The organism is Butyrivibrio sp. WCD2001, from assembly GCF_000424485.1.
In the GTDB taxonomy this organism is placed as follows: domain Bacteria; phylum Bacillota; class Clostridia; order Lachnospirales; family Lachnospiraceae; genus Butyrivibrio.
In genome coordinates this window covers 111,751-128,053 of the sequence record NZ_AUJZ01000009.1, presented here as the reverse complement: position 1 = coordinate 128,053, position 16,303 = coordinate 111,751, and the positions used below count along the sequence as shown (strand labels likewise).

The following is a 16,303-nucleotide window of genomic DNA, read 5'->3' as shown; positions in this document are numbered from 1 at the left end:
CAAATCGTCGTACACGAAACGAGAAAACTCTGCATGCTGACTTGATACTTGCTGGTATCACACAGCTTATCTCCGTTGTGCTTGCCGACAAGATTCATCATCATGAATACATCAGAAGCCTTAAGCCTCTTATAGCATAGGACTTACCAACTTAATAATGTTTTAGCTTTATTCAAGTGCGCCTAAAACCAGATTTTTTCTAAGTTAAATTGCATGGCTTTCAAAAAATACATTCCGTAATGCTTATGTTAAAGTTGCGCATATACTTTTACTGAGTTTCGCAATTACCTAAAATATTTAATATAGCATCGGTATTAGTATAGCACAATTAGCTAAAGATTCCCTTAATTTAGCGTAATTTCACACGGTGTATAATTTATTAAAAAATTATAAAATTTACAAAATGCCGAAAAATAGAGGCTCTAAAAGTGATAAAATAGTTGGAAATATCGCAGATGCGAAATTCATTACAACTCAGGGGGGACTCATCGTGTCTGAAGCTCTGTATTATACCGAAGCCAATATAGCATGCACTATCATTTTGGGGCTAATTCTTATAAAGATAAATCAAGGCATTGATCGCCAGACTTCAACAATTGTTCTGCGTCGTATGATTCTGGTATTGATGGGATATTTTCTCTCAGATGCTGTCTGGGCGCTTTTCTTTGAAGGAATCATTCCAAGTACTCAGAGCGCAATGTTTATCGTTTCCATTATTCCTTATGCATTTATTGTTGCCTGCAGCTACTGCTGGTTTATATTCTGCGAACTGAATCAGCAAAACAAGGACATCCTTTCAAGAAAAGGAGTCATAAAAAGTGCTGTTCCCATGATAGTGGCTATTCTCCTGATTCTCTTCGGAGCATTTGGCGGTATAGTCTTTTCCTTTGATGAGTCAGGCACACTTCTGTATGGTCCTCTTTATGCCGTACTTGTACTTGTCCCCATCGGATACATGGTTCATGCGTCTATCAAGGCTTTAATCAGAGTCTACACACAGGAGCGTTATATTGACCACGGACTTTATTTTGTAATCGGTATTTTCCCGCTCCTTCCCATAGTATGCGGGGTTCTTCAGTTGATATTCCTTGAGATTCCAATCATGTGTTTTGGTGCAACACTTTCCATCCTACAGGTTTATCTGACCTCGTTGGAGGATCTGATTTCCATGGATTCCCTTACTCAGGTCAACAACAGACACCAGATGCAGCGTTATCTTCTGAAAAAAATTAAGACGCCTACACCGGGACTTTCACTTTATCTTATGATAATTGACGTGGATCACTTCAGGGAAATAAATGATAACTACGGACATATAGAGGGCGATAAGGCTCTTGTCAGAGTCTCCACTGCAATGAAGGAAGCCTGCCAGGCTCACAGAAACAGATTCTTTGTTTCAAGATATGGCGGGGACGAATTTATAATCATTGCCGAAACCGAATACAAAGGTGAAGTAAACTGGCTCTCCGACAAGATCAGATCAAGCGTGAAGATTCTCAACGAGAAGGCCGCTGCTCCCTATGATTTATCAGTATGTGTAGGCATAGCGGAGTACGACTACTCCTCTCCCGTCCCGATTCCATCCTTGATTGCCCGCGCCGGCACCGACCTCTACCACATGAAACACGCCAAAGCATAAATTATACAAAGACATAACGCATGCAAAGACATGAAACACATAAAGGCATGAGCAGGCAAGAACATAATGAATACTAAAGCATAGAAAAGCCGCCGCATATATATGTTATACTTCAGACGATTATGCGTTTTTTGCAACGAGTCTGAAGTATAACATATATATGCGGCGGCTGTTTTAATGGTTTTGTTTTATGCTCCGCCGGCTACAGCCTTAAGAGCTTCAAATTCGGATTCGAATACTCCGCCCATCTTCTCTAGTTCATCCCAGTTGTACCAGGAGCCCGAAAGCTGGATTCCGTTTATCGATACATCTGTTACCACCACCATGAAGGGCTTGTGATTGATAACGATATAAGCGGTTCTGTTCATGCCAAGAGGCGCCACAAAAACATGGCCTGTGTCTATCAGGTGATTAATCTGATCCAGTGTGAGGTTTTTGGTTAAAGGCATTGTTCTTAACATCAGACCACTCCGGGAATAGAATTGAGCAATTTTTCACGCCCTATTCTTATTCTAAAGTTCCGTGGGCAGATTATCAATAAAATGATTATGAAAAATTGGTAAACTGTGATGGTTACACCTTACTGTAGTCACGCTCGCCAAATATTCCGGTGCCGACTCTTACAAAGGTCGCACCCTCTTCTATAGCGATCTCGTAATCTCCGGTCATTCCCATTGAAAGTGTATCAAGCTGCGTCCCTTCGATATTTTCTGCCTTGAGCTTTTCCAGCATCTCCCTGAGTGCCCTGAAATATTGTCTGTTAGACTCCGGATCATCTGTGTAAGGCGCTATAGTCATGAGTCCGCGAACTCTGACATGAGGAAGCTTTGCTATAGTTCTTACAAATTCCGGCGCCTCCTCCGGTGTGAGTCCGAACTTTGTGTCTTCTCCTGCCATATTAACCTCGCAGAGAACATCCATCACAAGGTCGTGTTTTGCAGCCTGCTTCTCAATTTCTTCAGCAAGCGAGAGCTTATCAACAGAGTGGATCATATCCACTTTTCCCGGAAGATACTTCACCTTGTTGGTCTGAAGATGACCGATCATATGCCAGTGAAGAGGCTCTTTGATCTCCTCCGTCTTATCTCTGATCTCCTGAACCTTATTCTCACCAAATACGGTTATGCCGCAGTCCATCGCCTGTCTGATATCAGATACGGGCTTGGTCTTACTTACCGCAATAAGGGTAACTTCGCTTCTATCGCGTCCCGCTCTGTCGCAGGCTGCCTGAATTTTCTTCTCTACTTCTTCTAAATTGTCTTTAATCATTGTCTTAACCTTTCCCTCATCCGTCAGCTTCGCTGACACCTTCTCCCAGGGGGAGAAGGCTAATATATTACTGTTTTTCTTCCAAAAAAGCGAATGGTTCCTCATCATGTAAAAAGTGCTGGAGCTGATAGGCTGCAAGAATCGCAACATGCTCTTCCTTAAGGATGCGTCTGACTTCATCCCTGTCAGCGATCACAACCTGAATCTCTTCGCTCAGTTCCTGGTATTTATCGGTTATCTTACCATCTGCATAGCCAAATACCATAGCCACTGATTCGTCAGTCATTCCGACCGATGAGAATCTCGGAAGCTCATACATCGGATCCACCTCAATCGGATGAAATGTAAGTCCCGTCTCCTCACGAAGCTCTCGAACCGCAGCCTCGTGATAATCCTCTCCGGGCTCACAAAGTCCTGCGGGGAACTCATAGATATAGGTATTTATCGGATAGCGGTATTGTTTTACCATAACCACCTTGTCATGCTTCTCTCCGCAAAGCGCATAGATAGAAACACCATCCGCCACATTTTTCCCTGTGTTTATCATAAGTTCGTCTTTTGTCTTGCATCTGGATGCCACAAAATAATTGGACTTATGCCCCTTATCATTCTCACCCTTTACATGGAACAGATTTACAAATCTGTTCTCGGTGAGCTGTTCAATTGAATTGATTGTTGCCATAGTTGTTCCTTTCTAAATGTATTTACTCAGATTCCGAAAAATTCTCTTACAAAAATCTCTATTCCTATTCCGATAAGAATTATACCGCCTACAATTGTGGCTCTTCCTGCAAGTTTAAGTCCGACTTTTCTTCCAAGGTGAAGACCAATCCTGCATATCACAAAAGTAACCGCGCCGATAATGAGTGCAGACACAAGCGCCTCCGGTGCGTTGTAATCAGAAATTGTAAAGCCTACGGAAAGAGCATCTATTGCTGTCGCAATCCCCTGAACCATCAAAAGCTTTACAGTAAGCGGTTCCTTTTCAATAGGCTCATCACTCTTTTGTTCCTTAATTCCCTCAATCAGCATCTTACCGCCAATATATGAAAGAAGAATCAGCGCAATCCAGGGAATCAGTACCTGAAACTGTGTAAATAAAGTAGCTATTGTATGTACACAGATCCATCCGATCATCGGCATCAAAAACTGAAAACCGGCAAAGGTACCTGCTATTACATTTTTCCTCTTAGGGTTCATCTCAGGATCTGCTATGGCATTTGCAATCGACACTGAGAAAGCATCCATAGCAAGACCAATGCCAAGCAAGATAGAATTACTGATATGTATAATTATATTTGACATGAATTCTCCTAACCAAAACTAATACAGCACCGGATGATAATCCATCCATACAAAACTTTATTATACACACAATGCCTTCCATAGAAAAGGGATGCCGCTCATATTGCAGCATCCCAGTCAAAATACACAGCACTGTCAATGGCTTAAGATTTTATTTTTTTCATATACCGTAACACGGTTCTTTCCGTTTTCCTTGGAAAAATACAGGCTATCGTCCGCATTTTTTAGGACATCATCCTTACCGCTTCCGGTGGCAACCCCGATACTTAAGGTTATCTTCTGATCCTCCGCGAACATCCAGGTCTGCTGTTCCATATAAAGCCTGAGTCTGTTCGCAACTGCCTCAGTATAAGGCACAGCTTTTTTATCAAGAAGCAATACGAATTCCTCGCCGCCGTACCGATAGCAGTGAACATCTGCGGTGATTTCCCTTTGCATCAGCTGTCCCATTCTCCCCAGCACGATATCGCCGTTGATATGACCATAGCTATCGTTGATCTGCTTAAAGTCATCTATATCAACCATTATTATGCTGAATATCTGGTTTCTTCGTTTTGCCCTGTTGTAGTCGTGATTAAAGGTCTTTCTGTTAAAGAGCCTGGTAAGAGCATCTATCCTGCTGTTTAGAAGCAGTATTATAAATATCAGTATTATAATGCCAACAACAATCATTGATCCAATGATTATCTGCAATCTCTTGACATACTGTCTCCTGTACTGCTCATCTCTTGTCATCTCAGCCTTTGAATCAGAGACCATGTTATCAATGACATTTGAATACGATATATTCTGATTATCAAACAAATCCGTATACAATCTGTTCAAAATTCCATACAGCCTGAACCGAACCTCGTCACTGGTCGGCGGATAATCGGTCTGAAGCCTTAAAATAGTGCTAAGTTCTGCCTTCTGATAACCATTTTCCTCGCAAAGTTCTATAAATTGATCAAGGTGCTCCCCAACCTCAACTTCCCTTTGTTCAAGCTCTTCCTTGCTGAGTTTATCAGAGTCCTTTAATGTCTCGGCGGCAGACAGATAACACTTAATCTGGTAATAGGGAACTATCAGGTCTCGGAGCATTATCTGACGATAAACATCCGTCGTAAACATGTCGTGTCCGTCCCATTTATCCAGTTTTTCCTGACACTCTTCATATCTGCCTGTATCCACATAGACTCTGGCCAGCCAGGTATCGTTTATCGCACTATAGGTTTCTTCATAAATATTCGTGTGTGACGTATCAACAATTTTCTGAGACTCCTTCAGATAATTCTCCGCAGCCTCATAGTCCTCATCAAGAATGGCCATGATTCCAAGCATGCGGTAGGCATAGCTTTTGATCTGAATATCTTCGATATTCTCAAACGCTTCAACCTTTTTCGCCTCGGCTATCATTTTTCTCGCCGAATCCTCTGTATAATTGTTCAGGAAAAAGTTGGCAAGATCGAGGTAAATATTGACCGTATAATCTTTATCCTCACTCTGCTTAAGATAATACAGGGCATAACCAAGATACCTGTAATAACTCATGGTCTCACCCTTTTGCATATAAATAAGGCTGGCCTTCTCATAGAGTCTTCCGAGATCCTCGTTTGAAAAATGCCTGTTATTTATCATCTCATTTATCTTAGCCAGCTCATCATCCATGGTCTCCCAGCTGAAAACGAGGTCCTGATTGATATATTCTCTGAGTTTTTCATGATTATTCTTTTTTTCAAGTCTTACCTGGGCATAATAAAGAAACTGCATCACAAAGAGAGCAGCTATAAAAAGAAATGCCGATATAATCCATTTTCTGGCAAGCGTTTTATCCATAGTTTTCCTGTTATTCCGATATCATACGGTACCTGGCAAACAGTCAAAAAACACAATTCCATCATTAATTATAATCGGCATTTATAAAATTTTCGTTTCTTAAGTATAGTATTTTTAGAAATTAACTACGGCGGTAACTAATCAAGGTAAGAGGCCTTGGATAAGGATTATGGCTATGAGGATAGGGAGGATGAATTTAAAATAATACTTGAGGATGTGAGGCATTTTCATGCCGACACCGGTGTTTGTTTCCTCAATATATTTGTCAAAGCCCCATCCGAACTTTGTTGTACAGAACAAGAGGAATATAAGTGATCCCAGAGGAAGCAGGATGTTACTTACAATAAAGTCCTCGGAATCAAGGACATCCCTTGCTCCTATGATGTGAAGATCACTCCAGACATTATAGCCAAGTACGCAGGGAATGCTTGCTACAAGGATAAATATGCAGTTTACAAAAATTGATTTTCCTCTGCTCCATCCAAGGTTATCAGTAAGGAATGCCACGAGATTTTCAAATACAGCAGTAACTGTCGAGAAGCTTGCAAAGGTCATAAATATAAAGAACAATGTTCCCCATAATCTTCCAAGATTCATATTCAAGAATACTTTGGGCAAAGTTATGAAAATAAGCGCAGGCCCCTGACCGGGTTCAACGTTATAGCTAAAACATGCAGGGAAAATGATAAGGCCCGAGATGATCGCTACAAAGGTATCAAGCGCGCATATTCTCACTGCTTCTCCGGTAAGAGAATTCTCTTTTGACATATAACTACCAAATATTTCAAGGGCACCGATACCAAGGCTCAGTGTAAAGAAGGCCTGGTTCATCGCTGCACTTATAACCTTGCCGATTCCAACCTCCATGGCTCTCTTCCAGCTGGGAAGGAGATAAAAGCTAACACCCTTTGCCGCACCCTCCAGTGTCAACGAATGAAGTGCCAGAACTATAATCAGAGCAAGCAAACCAATCATCATGACCTTGTTGACGCGTTCAAGTCCATTTTCAACGCCGAGGCTTAAAACCAGGAATCCGAACACAACGGTTATCACCATAAAGATTCCCATCTCCTTTGGATTAGCCAGCATATTTCCAAAGACCTCTTCTACTCCTTCGGTAGCTACATTCGCAAATTGTCCCGACGCAAACTTGTAGAAGTAGTCAACCATCCAGCCTGAAACCGTGGTGTAGTACATCATGAGAAGATAACATCCGATAATACACATCCATCCGTGTATATGCCACTTCTGTCCCGGCTTCTCCAGCTTCTGATAGCCGCGCACCACAGTCTGCCCACTGGCACGACCGATGGCAAACTCCATTGTCATTACGGGAATTCCCATGAGAATAAGAAAGAGCAAATAAAAAAGCACAAATACTGCGCCGCCGTTAGCTCCCGTCACATACGGAAACTTCCATACATTACCGATACCGATTGCGCAGCCTGCACTTACCAGAATAAATCCAAGTCTTGAGCCGAAGCTTCCCCTCTGTTCTTCGTACATTTTTAACTCCCTTCAAACTTTCATACACAAAATCCAAATATAATTTTATCACATTTACACTTAGGATTAATAAAAAGATTATTGGAAACATCAGCAATTTTGTTCTATTATAGTTGCATAAACAACTTAATTTTTAAGTAACTACGGAGTTATTACTATGTTATTATCCAAGGATTGGGAAGAGAATGAACTGAATCTGTCAGAGAGCGAGATGATACACCGCCAGCAGAATGATGAGTACATGTTCTATCAGAGTGTAGCCAGTGGGGATGTGGATGCCATCCAGGAAAACATCGACAACCACAGATTCCTGGATGCCAACGGAACCGGTACCCTCTCAAGGGATCCTCTCCAGAATCTCAAATATCATTTTGTTGTGACGGTAGCACTCATCACCAGAATATGCACCGAAAAGGGCATGGAGATGGAGCGCGCCTTCAGACTCAGCGATTTTTATATACAAAAGCTCGATGACATAAAGACTATCAATGAAATATCGGATCTTCATTCCAAGATGGTAATGGACTACACCGTCAGGATGAAGGATTTAAAGCACAACGCAAATCTTTCTAAGACAACAAACGAATGCCTGAATTACATCTATACAAATGTAAACGACCGCATCACTATTGATGATCTTGCTGAACATATGAAGACTTCAACAAGTCATATCTCAAGATTATTCAAGGAAGAACTGGGGATATCCCCAAGTGATTATATAAGGAATGTCAAATTGGACAAAGCAAAGAATCTGCTCAGATTCAGCGATTATTCAATAATTGATATTTCCAATTATCTCTCCTTCTCTTCACAGAGTCATTTCAGTAAGCTCTTTTTCGAAGAGACCGGAATGACACCTAAGAAGTATCGCGAAACATATTATGGTACTACATGGAAATAAAAAGGGATCCCGCACAATTACTTGAATTGTGCGGGATTTTGGTATGATAAAAAAATATAGGGAGAACTATCAAACCGGGCGGCATGCCGCCCGGAACGACAAGCATAAATTATTTACGGACGAAGGTTACACCTGTAAGTCCGGCTTCCTCGAAGAGCTTAGCTATTCTAACAAAGTTCTCATCATTAGATGCATAGATTACAACTATGAAGTCCTTATCATGTTTGCAATTTTTGAAGGCTGATTTGTCAATCTTAGTAAGATCATCACCCTTTACAGTGATCTTCTTAAGGTTTTCGCAGCCGTTAAACGCGTTCTTACCGATCGTGGTAACATTCTTTCCAATAGTTACATTCTTAACCTTTTTGTTACCCTTGAATGCGTTCTTTGCTATCTTTGTTACCTTAACCTTGGCTCCATCAATTACAACGGTTGAAGGAACTGTGAAAATCTTCTTCTTTGAACCAGTGTTAGGCTTGAAGCTTGCTTCGCCCTTACCTGTTACCTTGTAAACCTTGTTCTTTGAAGCCTTTACTTCGCCCTTCTCAGCCTTACCATTATTGTTGGATTTAGACTGAACCTTTGCAGGCTCATTTTTCTTGGTTTCAACTGTAGGTGCAGGCTGCTGTGCTGCTTCCTCGCTTTTGTTTTCGGAAGGAGCAACTTCTGAAGCTTTCTCCTGTGCAGGTGCTGCCTCTGAAGTCTTCTCCTCTGTAGGAGCCACTTCTGAAGTTTTCTCCTCTGAAGGAGTTTCTGCAGGCTCTTCTGCAGGTGTCTCTGAAGGTGCCGGAGCAGGTGCCACAGCGCCATTTAACTTATCAAACTCTTCCTTAGTGATCTCTACAAGTGAGATATCATCGATGTAAACATCGTGCTTATCTGTAATCTGTACTCCGTCAACAGATCCCATTGTGATGTTAAATCTTGCAGCATCATCCTTAGGCATCTGGAATGCGCTTGTAAATTCTTTCCAATCACCGTTAACTGTCTCTACAAAAGCTCCGTCATAGGTTGACCAGTCATTATCGGTCTCTCCGTTATGACCTACGGAATACTTAATCTTACGCTCTATGCTTGACTTTGCTCTGAAAGCAACCTTATAGTACTTATCCTTCTGAAGCTTGATATCATCCTGGTTGAGCTGGATGTACCAGTCATTTCCTGCATCTCCTGTATCCTCGATACTCATTGCGAAGGTATTGGAGTTACCGTTCATGCTGTCAATTACGCTGCTTGCTTTTGCCGCACCATCAATATAAGTCTTAAAAGCTGTCATTCCTGCGTTGAATGAACCATTCTTAAGGAGTGACTTTTCAGCTAAAAATACATCGTCAAGGAAGTATGTTCCGGGCTTTGTAAATGTGAACTCAACTCCGGTTTCTTCTCTTGTAAGATCGTTGTCAACAACGAGTACATTACTGAAACTCTTCTTCTCATTTGTAAGCTCAGGTGTAAAGGTCTTGCCTGCGACTGTAGCTGTAAGACCGTCCTTTTCACCATCAGTTGTGTATGCGCTGAAGCTGAAATCGTACTCGCCTGCTGCCAAAGGAGCAAGATCAGCCTGTGAGATTGTCACAGGGTTAGTCTCTGAAGTTCCTTCAGGAACCTCAACCTTAACCATAAGCTCTCTCTTGTTCTTTGTATTTGTTACGGATACGTTATCCTTATCCTCTTCCACAACTTCCCAGTAACCAAGCCTCTTATCGCCCTGGTCAAAGGATCCGTTGTATACATAGTTTCCGTCGGGACGGATTGTCTTTTCATTAGTCTCCTGAATCTCTTCTCCGGACTTATGAACAAGCTTAACATTTGAAATTGTCACAGGTGCTGTTGAACCAAGCGCTCCAAGGTTGAACTCAAGTGAACCGTTGGGATCAGTTTTATCATTGATAGTGAAATCAAGAGTATAATTCTTGTTCTCCGGAGTAATATCAACTGTTGTATCAGCAAGATATCTGCTCCAGTTGCGATCGGGCGCGGAAACATCTACTACTATGCTTCTGTTCTCTGTAGAGTATGCATCAAATGAAAGCTCATACTCCCAGCCCTTGTACATAGGAATACCTGCCTGCTTAAGCTGTACGCTGTAGCTCAGTCCGCCTTCTGCAGAAGGAGTAATTGTAACTGCACCATCAGCTGTTTCTGCTGTTGATCCCTCTGCATCATCCTGCAGGTGAAGCACCCAGTTCTTGCTTGAATTATTATCCTTATCTTCGTCTACCGGAGCTGAAAAATCTGCGTTTAATAAATAGTTGCCATCTACGGGCTCTCTGTACTGTACAGGCTCTTTCTCAGGACGTGTTGCAACTTCTTCACCCTGGGAGTAAGAAGCCTCATCCTTCTGATATACTCTCACATAATCAACAACGAACTCTTCTCCGTCAATGTCGTGATAGTCATCGGGATAACCAACCCAGCTTCCGCCTACTGCAAGATTCAGAATGATGTAGAAGTCCTGATCAAAAGGAGCGGGATATGTAACCTGGTTATCATCATCGGTACCTGTGTGCCAGTCATTTGTCTGGTAAACCTGCTCGCCATCAACATACCAGGTGATAAGGCCGGGTTCCCAGTCAACTCTGAAATCATGGAACTCATCGGAGAATCCGTTTTCACCGATAACCTTTGTTCCCTGGTTCTCTTTATGTGTATCCTGGCTGTATCCATAATGGATGGTATGGTAGGATTTGCTTGTATTCTGTCCCATAACCTCCATGATGTCGATCTCACCGCACTTAGGCCACTGTCCGTAAAGACCTTCGTCTGTAGCCATAAGCCAGAATGCAGGAAGAAGTCCTTTTGATGCAGGAACCTTAGCTCTTGCTTCGAAACGTCCATAGGTAAAATCGTGAAGGTTCTGTGTTGTGATTCTTCCTGAAGTGATCTCACCCTTTACAGTCTTAACAGATCCGCCAGCCTCGGGAAGCTCTCCGATTCCGCCAACTGTCATCGCAGAACCGCCAAACCAACCCCAGTTTGAATAGTCCATAGCATTAACCTGAACAGTTCTGTTATTGTCTGCTACGGCGCTCATCTCAAAATGATACTTGTGACCTGGGATAAGTTCAAAATCCTTCTGCTGGAACTGAACGTGATAGTTTTCAGTTCCGCACTCATCTATTTTAATCTTAAGCACTCCGTCTGTTACGCTGTACTCACCCTTAGCAGGATCTGTAATTCCAAGTTCCCAACCGTCAGGTCTTTCCCCGTCTGATGAGTCAAGGTCTGAGTTTTTCAAAACTTCAACACCCTCGCCTCCATCGGTAATATCCTTAAGTGAAACACTGTCAATCAAAACCGTTGCAGCTGCTTCACCGAATTCGCCATCTACTTTTCCGAAATTAAGCTGGAGAGTTGTTGTAGATGATTCTCCGCCCATATCGAAATCAAAACCATATGTGCTAAATTCAACTGAGTCGTAGTTAGCTTCGCCCTGGTCCTCGCTCTCACTTTCGGTATCCTCAACCTCAGCCTCCTCATATTTTGAGATAATATGGAGCATACCATCATGCACTTCGATATTGCCCTCATCAAGTGCGGTATATCTCTGCTTCTCTTTATTAACCCAACCGGGGTCATGCTGCTCAACATTCCAGTCGTTGGTGTTCAAGGTTTCACCGTCGAATTCATCCTCCCATACAAGAGAATACTGACCATCGTTGCTTTTATCCACGCCTTCTCCTTCTGCGGAATCAACAGCAGCTTCTGCCACGCTTTCCTCCGAAGCCTCTTCCTCAGCTCTTACTGAAAGCGGAGCACTTGTAACCGTTAAGGCCATTGCCATTGTCATCGCAAACAACCTTCCCAATTGCTTGTTTTTCATGTCCTTTTTCCTCCCAAAAATCTAATCGGTAAAGCTATATTAGATAATTTTAGAAAAAGGTTATATCAAATTTATGCTTTTTTTATAATTTTCATTACGGAACCAAGCATAAATAAAAATCATCTATCTCATCCCGCGTACTGCAATCCCTCAAACAGTTCGTCCACTTCACCTTCTTTTAATGAAGCCGGATACACAAAGGAAGTATATGTAAATCTTACAATCCGGTCATCATCAAGCTTGCAGTCAATGTAGGTCTCTCCATCGGTTTTATAGGGGATAACATGTGTCCCTACCGGCAGAGTAACACCGCTTTGAAGAACAGTTCCGTCTTCTCCGACGATATCAGCGCTTAGCTTAGTCTTGCTGTAAGCCTCTTCCGACTTCCAGGCAATGTGAAATTCCTTTGATACAAGCTCAGGCATTCCGTTTTTCCCTACTTTGTAAGAACCATAGCAGGTATAAGTACCGAGGCTGTTAAGCACCTGACCGAAATGCATATTATCAGGATTCGAATATAACGTATCTATGTCAAAACCACCGTAGATAGACTCCTCCAGGTAATGGAATCCCTGGTCTCCGACATAAGTCACTCTTCCGTCTGTTATATCAAATACGTTAAGATAGTAGTAGTCATTTTCCATCGGAATTATGACATAAATATACTCTCTGCCCTCCGGTGTGCCGACTCTGTAGGATTTCAGACCTCTATCACGTCTTATGCTAAAGCCGCCTCCGATTTTTGCACTGCTGCCGTTTTCCATAACAAGCTCAAGATCCTCCGCGGAGATCATTTCGTCATCCATATCATCGTAATCTGTAGGATAGTAGTTGTAGTGGATGTAATGAATATCTGAGTCATAGCCTTTTTTCCAAACCGGGATATCTTCTCTTCTGCAATAGCCGGTGTTCTCCTCGGGAATGAATCTGCTTTCAACAAGTCCGGGATATTCTTCATATCCGATCATGATATCCTGCATACCGTCGGCGTAGGACGCTATTTCATAGACATTAAATATTATATGAATGCCGTCACCAGCCATATACCATATATATTTGTATTCATGGGTATCCGAATTCACGTCAAATTCCGCATTATACCGATAGTTTTTAAGGCTATCCTCTGCCATTGAAAACTGTCCCTCGTACTCCTCGATTTCGTGAAGCTTTGAAAGAATTATCTCATTAAGCTGCTCTTCCGAAAAGGTCACAACATCCCCGAGATCAAGCTCTTTTCCTGATTTCACATCAAAGGTCTGGCCTGAAGCACCATAAATCCCATGAGCTCCGCCGGTAAACTCATAGTTAAAGCAATATATGCTAAGCACAGTATTATCGGAACGCTTTATACTGTAATCATCCGTATTTTCAAATGGGCCGAAAAATGAGTATCCGTTTTGTGCGCTGTCTTCGTACTGGGCCTTTGCTTCCTCCGCTGTACTGTTTGCCCATCCATCAGCCTTATCGATTACATTCTGAGTCTGGTCATACAGAGTTTTATAGAGTTCCGGATATATATCCTTCCACTCCTCATCCATCAGTACCGACTGCGTTACTCCCTCGAACAATATTCCATTGGAATAATCCTTGCTGTTTTCATTATTTTCAGGGAAGGTTACATCACCATCATATTTTATACTGTATTCTTTGGTTACAAGCTTGTAGGTAGGTCCGCCGACAGTATATGCGGTGTTTACGCTCTGATCGGATGACATTTTTTCATCTGTATTGTCTTCTTTCTCACTACCTGTTTCATCTGAGAAAAATCCCGGAGCATCCTGACTACCATCATCTCCGCTTAATATATTTGTATGCTCACTGCTGCCAATACCGTCTTTAGTATCAACCTTTACCTGTTCTTCAGTCTGTGTATCTGAGTTTTCCGACTCACCACTATCCACTACTGCGTCAATCTGTTCCTGCGGATTAGCTATGCTGCAGCCGCTAATCATTGATGCCGTAAGCACCAGGCTCATCATTGTTCCAAATGATCTCATTTTCTTATACATCATACTTCCTTAAAACCTCCCCGATATGCAGTAATTGCCCTCGGTCTCTCCTTTTTTCGTAGTATACCGTTTATTGTTACCCTAAAACGGCTTCACTTATAATACAAATATCCCCTCTATAATGTTGCAAAAAACACAAGAAAATATTTAGTTTTCTTCATATTACATCTTAATCACTAAAATCCCTGTCAAGATTTATCTGGAACGAATACTCCGGATATACGCTCTTTAATTCAGAGATGACATCATCATGAAGTTTTTCTCTATTGCTCTCCTTGAAAGAAACAACCATGTCAAAAGCTACGATGTTCTTGGTTTCATCAAGATAAAAACCGTGGATCTGTTTTACTGTATCGTGCTTGGAGAGTATATTCTTAGCAATATTATTTCTGAGCTTACCTGCTGCCGAAGAATCCGAATTCTGAGAATATATACTGATACCCTCAATCGCAACGCCGTGCTCCTCATAGACCTTGGCTGCTATTTCTCTCTGAAGCTGATCGAGTCTGTAAATTGTGATATCCTCCGGAACTTCGATGTGCACCGAACCAATGTACCTGTCCGGACCGTAATTATGAAGGAGTAGGTCATAAGCTCCCTGCACCTCAGGAAACGATGCTATCGTCTTCTTGATTTCACTTGAAAGTTCAAAGTCAACTCTCTCCCCGAGAATCAGCGACAGATTATCGCGAAGCATCTCAAGGCCCGCCTTAATGATAACTATAGAAATCACTGCAGCGAGATACGCTTCAAGACTGACTCCGCTTGCAAGAAAAATTATGGCTGCCAGCAAAGTAGCTGCTGAGATAACCGAATCAAGCTTCGCATCCTGACCTGACGCAACAAGAGATTCGGAATTAACCTTTTCTCCCACCTTTTTCACATAGGTTCCGAGAACTATTTTTACAACTACCGCAACAGCAATGATTACAATAGACGCTGTCTGATAAGATGGCTTTTCAGGGCTAATGATTTTCTTTATAGATTCCACAAAGGAAGTGATACCGGCATAGAGAACAATTACCGAAATCATAGCCGCACTAAGGTACTCGATTCTTCCGTAGCCAAGGGGATGCTTTTTATCTGGCTCTTTTCCCGCAAGCTTCGTTCCAATAATTGTGATAACTGATGAAAGCGCATCGCTCAAGTTGTTCACCGCATCAAGAACGATCGCGATAGAGCCGGAAATTATACCAACTGCTGCCTTAAAGCTTGCAAGAAGAATATTGGTAACAATTCCTATTATGCTTGTTTTGATGATTGTCTTATTTCTGTCCATACGTATATCTCCTCATGCTGTTTTCTTCTGTAAAGCCATAATACTTTTCCCATTATAGCAATAAAAACGTCTTAAGTACTATAATAGAGCTATGAATAAAAAAGAAATCCTTGAAAAAATAGATAAACTTAATAACACACCTGCCGTCTCTAAGGGAAGCTCCGCTGTTATCATCCCCCTAATTGAAAAAGATGGTGAGATGCACATTCTCTTTGAGGAGCGCTCTCATAAACTTGAATTTCAACCGGGAGAAGTATGCTTTCCGGGAGGTCGGATTGAAGAAGGGGAGACGCCAAAAGAGGCTGCCATAAGAGAATTCTTTGAAGAATTGTTTTCAAAGCTCGATCATGATAGATCTGAAGAATACATCGAAATCCTCTCAGAGCTTCCGCCCATAATGGGCCCCACAGGTGCAATAATCTATCCGTTTGTTGGACTTGTAAAAAAAGACGACTTCACCTATTCAAAAGATGAAGTCGAGAAACTCTTTACCTATCCGGTGTCCTATCTTCAGGAGCACCCTCCTGTATGTTATAAGATGCAGAAGAAAACATTTGCGCCGGACAATTTCCCTTTTGAAAAAGTTACCGGCGGAAAAAGCACCTATGGTTTCCATGTTCAAAAGTATGACATGTGGATCTATGAGGATACCGATCCGATCGTCTGGGGCTTTACAGGAAGGCTCCTTCACAGCTTCCTGGAACAGATTAACAGCAAAAAACCGGCTGAATAAGCTGGTTTCCTTATTTGCACGCTT

Annotated in this window: 12 protein-coding genes; 3 read left to right on the top strand and 9 right to left on the bottom strand. The window is 42.1% G+C overall.

Annotated elements, in window-relative coordinates:
• Positions 1–403 precede the first annotated feature (403 nt).
• Positions 404–1,639: a GGDEF domain-containing protein gene (locus G630_RS23565; protein WP_081646626.1), complete on the top strand. Its 1,236-nt coding sequence runs from the start codon at positions 404–406 to the stop codon at positions 1,637–1,639.
• 188 nt (positions 1,640–1,827) lie between these two features.
• Here G630_RS23565 and G630_RS0110290 read toward each other — a convergent pair whose 3' ends face one another.
• The 6 genes from G630_RS0110290 to G630_RS0110265 form a co-directional block, all read right to left on the bottom strand.
• Positions 1,828–2,100, bottom strand: coding sequence for a hypothetical protein (locus tag G630_RS0110290; RefSeq protein WP_022760561.1), 273 nt, complete (start codon positions 2,098–2,100; stop codon positions 1,828–1,830).
• Between the two features lie 112 nt (positions 2,101–2,212).
• A complete protein-coding gene (locus G630_RS0110285) occupies positions 2,213–2,908 on the bottom strand; it encodes a YggS family pyridoxal phosphate-dependent enzyme (RefSeq protein WP_026498520.1) in 696 nt (231 codons plus the stop codon).
• Positions 2,909–2,975: 67 nt separating this feature from the next.
• Entirely contained in the window at positions 2,976–3,590 is a 615-nt protein-coding gene (locus G630_RS0110280; RefSeq protein WP_022760559.1) for an NUDIX hydrolase, read from the bottom strand.
• A 26-nt stretch (positions 3,591–3,616) separates the two neighbouring features.
• The gene (locus G630_RS0110275) at positions 3,617–4,213 is read right to left on the bottom strand and encodes a manganese efflux pump MntP (protein ID WP_022760558.1); all 597 of its coding nucleotides are present in this window, start codon (positions 4,211–4,213) and stop codon (positions 3,617–3,619) included.
• A 135-nt stretch (positions 4,214–4,348) separates the two neighbouring features.
• The gene (locus G630_RS0110270; protein WP_026498519.1) at positions 4,349–6,028 is read right to left on the bottom strand and encodes a GGDEF domain-containing protein; all 1,680 of its coding nucleotides are present in this window, start codon (positions 6,026–6,028) and stop codon (positions 4,349–4,351) included.
• A gap of 141 nt (positions 6,029–6,169) precedes the next feature.
• Positions 6,170–7,534 carry a sodium-dependent transporter gene (locus G630_RS0110265; protein WP_022760556.1) on the bottom strand — a complete coding sequence of 455 codons (1,365 nt, stop codon included), beginning with the start codon at positions 7,532–7,534 and terminating at the stop codon, positions 6,170–6,172.
• 157 nt (positions 7,535–7,691) lie between these two features.
• Here G630_RS0110265 and G630_RS0110260 point away from each other — a divergent pair, with 157 nt between their 5' ends.
• Complete coding sequence (locus G630_RS0110260) at positions 7,692–8,435, top strand: helix-turn-helix domain-containing protein (protein ID WP_022760555.1); 744 nt, start codon at positions 7,692–7,694, stop codon at positions 8,433–8,435.
• 109 nt (positions 8,436–8,544) lie between these two features.
• Here the strand turns inward: G630_RS0110260 and G630_RS23560 are convergent, their stop codons facing one another.
• The 3 genes from G630_RS23560 to G630_RS0110245 form a co-directional block, all read right to left on the bottom strand.
• Positions 8,545–12,258, bottom strand: coding sequence for a carbohydrate binding domain-containing protein (locus G630_RS23560; protein ID WP_049946167.1), 3,714 nt, complete (start codon positions 12,256–12,258; stop codon positions 8,545–8,547).
• A 128-nt stretch (positions 12,259–12,386) separates the two neighbouring features.
• Positions 12,387–14,270 (bottom strand): DUF3298 and DUF4163 domain-containing protein, encoded by a 1,884-nt coding sequence (locus G630_RS0110250; protein ID WP_026498518.1) that lies wholly within the window; start codon positions 14,268–14,270, stop codon positions 12,387–12,389.
• A gap of 166 nt (positions 14,271–14,436) precedes the next feature.
• Complete coding sequence (locus G630_RS0110245; RefSeq protein ID WP_026498517.1) at positions 14,437–15,546, bottom strand: cation diffusion facilitator family transporter; 1,110 nt, start codon at positions 15,544–15,546, stop codon at positions 14,437–14,439.
• A 91-nt stretch (positions 15,547–15,637) separates the two neighbouring features.
• On the opposite strand from G630_RS0110245, the gene G630_RS21455 reads away from it, so the two are divergent.
• Positions 15,638–16,279: an NUDIX hydrolase gene (locus G630_RS21455; protein WP_049946166.1), complete on the top strand. Its 642-nt coding sequence runs from the start codon at positions 15,638–15,640 to the stop codon at positions 16,277–16,279.
• The last annotated feature ends 24 nt before the right edge of the window (positions 16,280–16,303 follow it).

Bases quoted from the DNA above. Each gene is read 5' to 3' on its own strand.
- G630_RS23565 (WP_081646626.1), top strand. From the start codon at position 404: ATGCCGAAAAATAGAGGCTCTAAAAGTGATAAAATAGTTGGAAATATC.
- G630_RS0110290 (WP_022760561.1), bottom strand. From the start codon at position 2,100: ATGTTAAGAACAATGCCTTTAACCAAAAACCTCACACTGGATCAGATT.
- G630_RS0110285 (WP_026498520.1), bottom strand. From the start codon at position 2,908: ATGATTAAAGACAATTTAGAAGAAGTAGAGAAGAAAATTCAGGCAGCC.
- G630_RS0110280 (WP_022760559.1), bottom strand. From the start codon at position 3,590: ATGGCAACAATCAATTCAATTGAACAGCTCACCGAGAACAGATTTGTA.
- G630_RS0110275 (WP_022760558.1), bottom strand. From the start codon at position 4,213: ATGTCAAATATAATTATACATATCAGTAATTCTATCTTGCTTGGCATT.
- G630_RS0110270 (WP_026498519.1), bottom strand. From the start codon at position 6,028: ATGGATAAAACGCTTGCCAGAAAATGGATTATATCGGCATTTCTTTTT.
- G630_RS0110265 (WP_022760556.1), bottom strand. From the start codon at position 7,534: ATGTACGAAGAACAGAGGGGAAGCTTCGGCTCAAGACTTGGATTTATT.
- G630_RS0110260 (WP_022760555.1), top strand. From the start codon at position 7,692: ATGTTATTATCCAAGGATTGGGAAGAGAATGAACTGAATCTGTCAGAG.
- G630_RS23560 (WP_049946167.1), bottom strand. From the start codon at position 12,258: ATGAAAAACAAGCAATTGGGAAGGTTGTTTGCGATGACAATGGCAATG.
- G630_RS0110250 (WP_026498518.1), bottom strand. From the start codon at position 14,270: ATGATGTATAAGAAAATGAGATCATTTGGAACAATGATGAGCCTGGTG.
- G630_RS0110245 (WP_026498517.1), bottom strand. From the start codon at position 15,546: ATGGACAGAAATAAGACAATCATCAAAACAAGCATAATAGGAATTGTT.
- G630_RS21455 (WP_049946166.1), top strand. From the start codon at position 15,638: ATGAATAAAAAAGAAATCCTTGAAAAAATAGATAAACTTAATAACACA.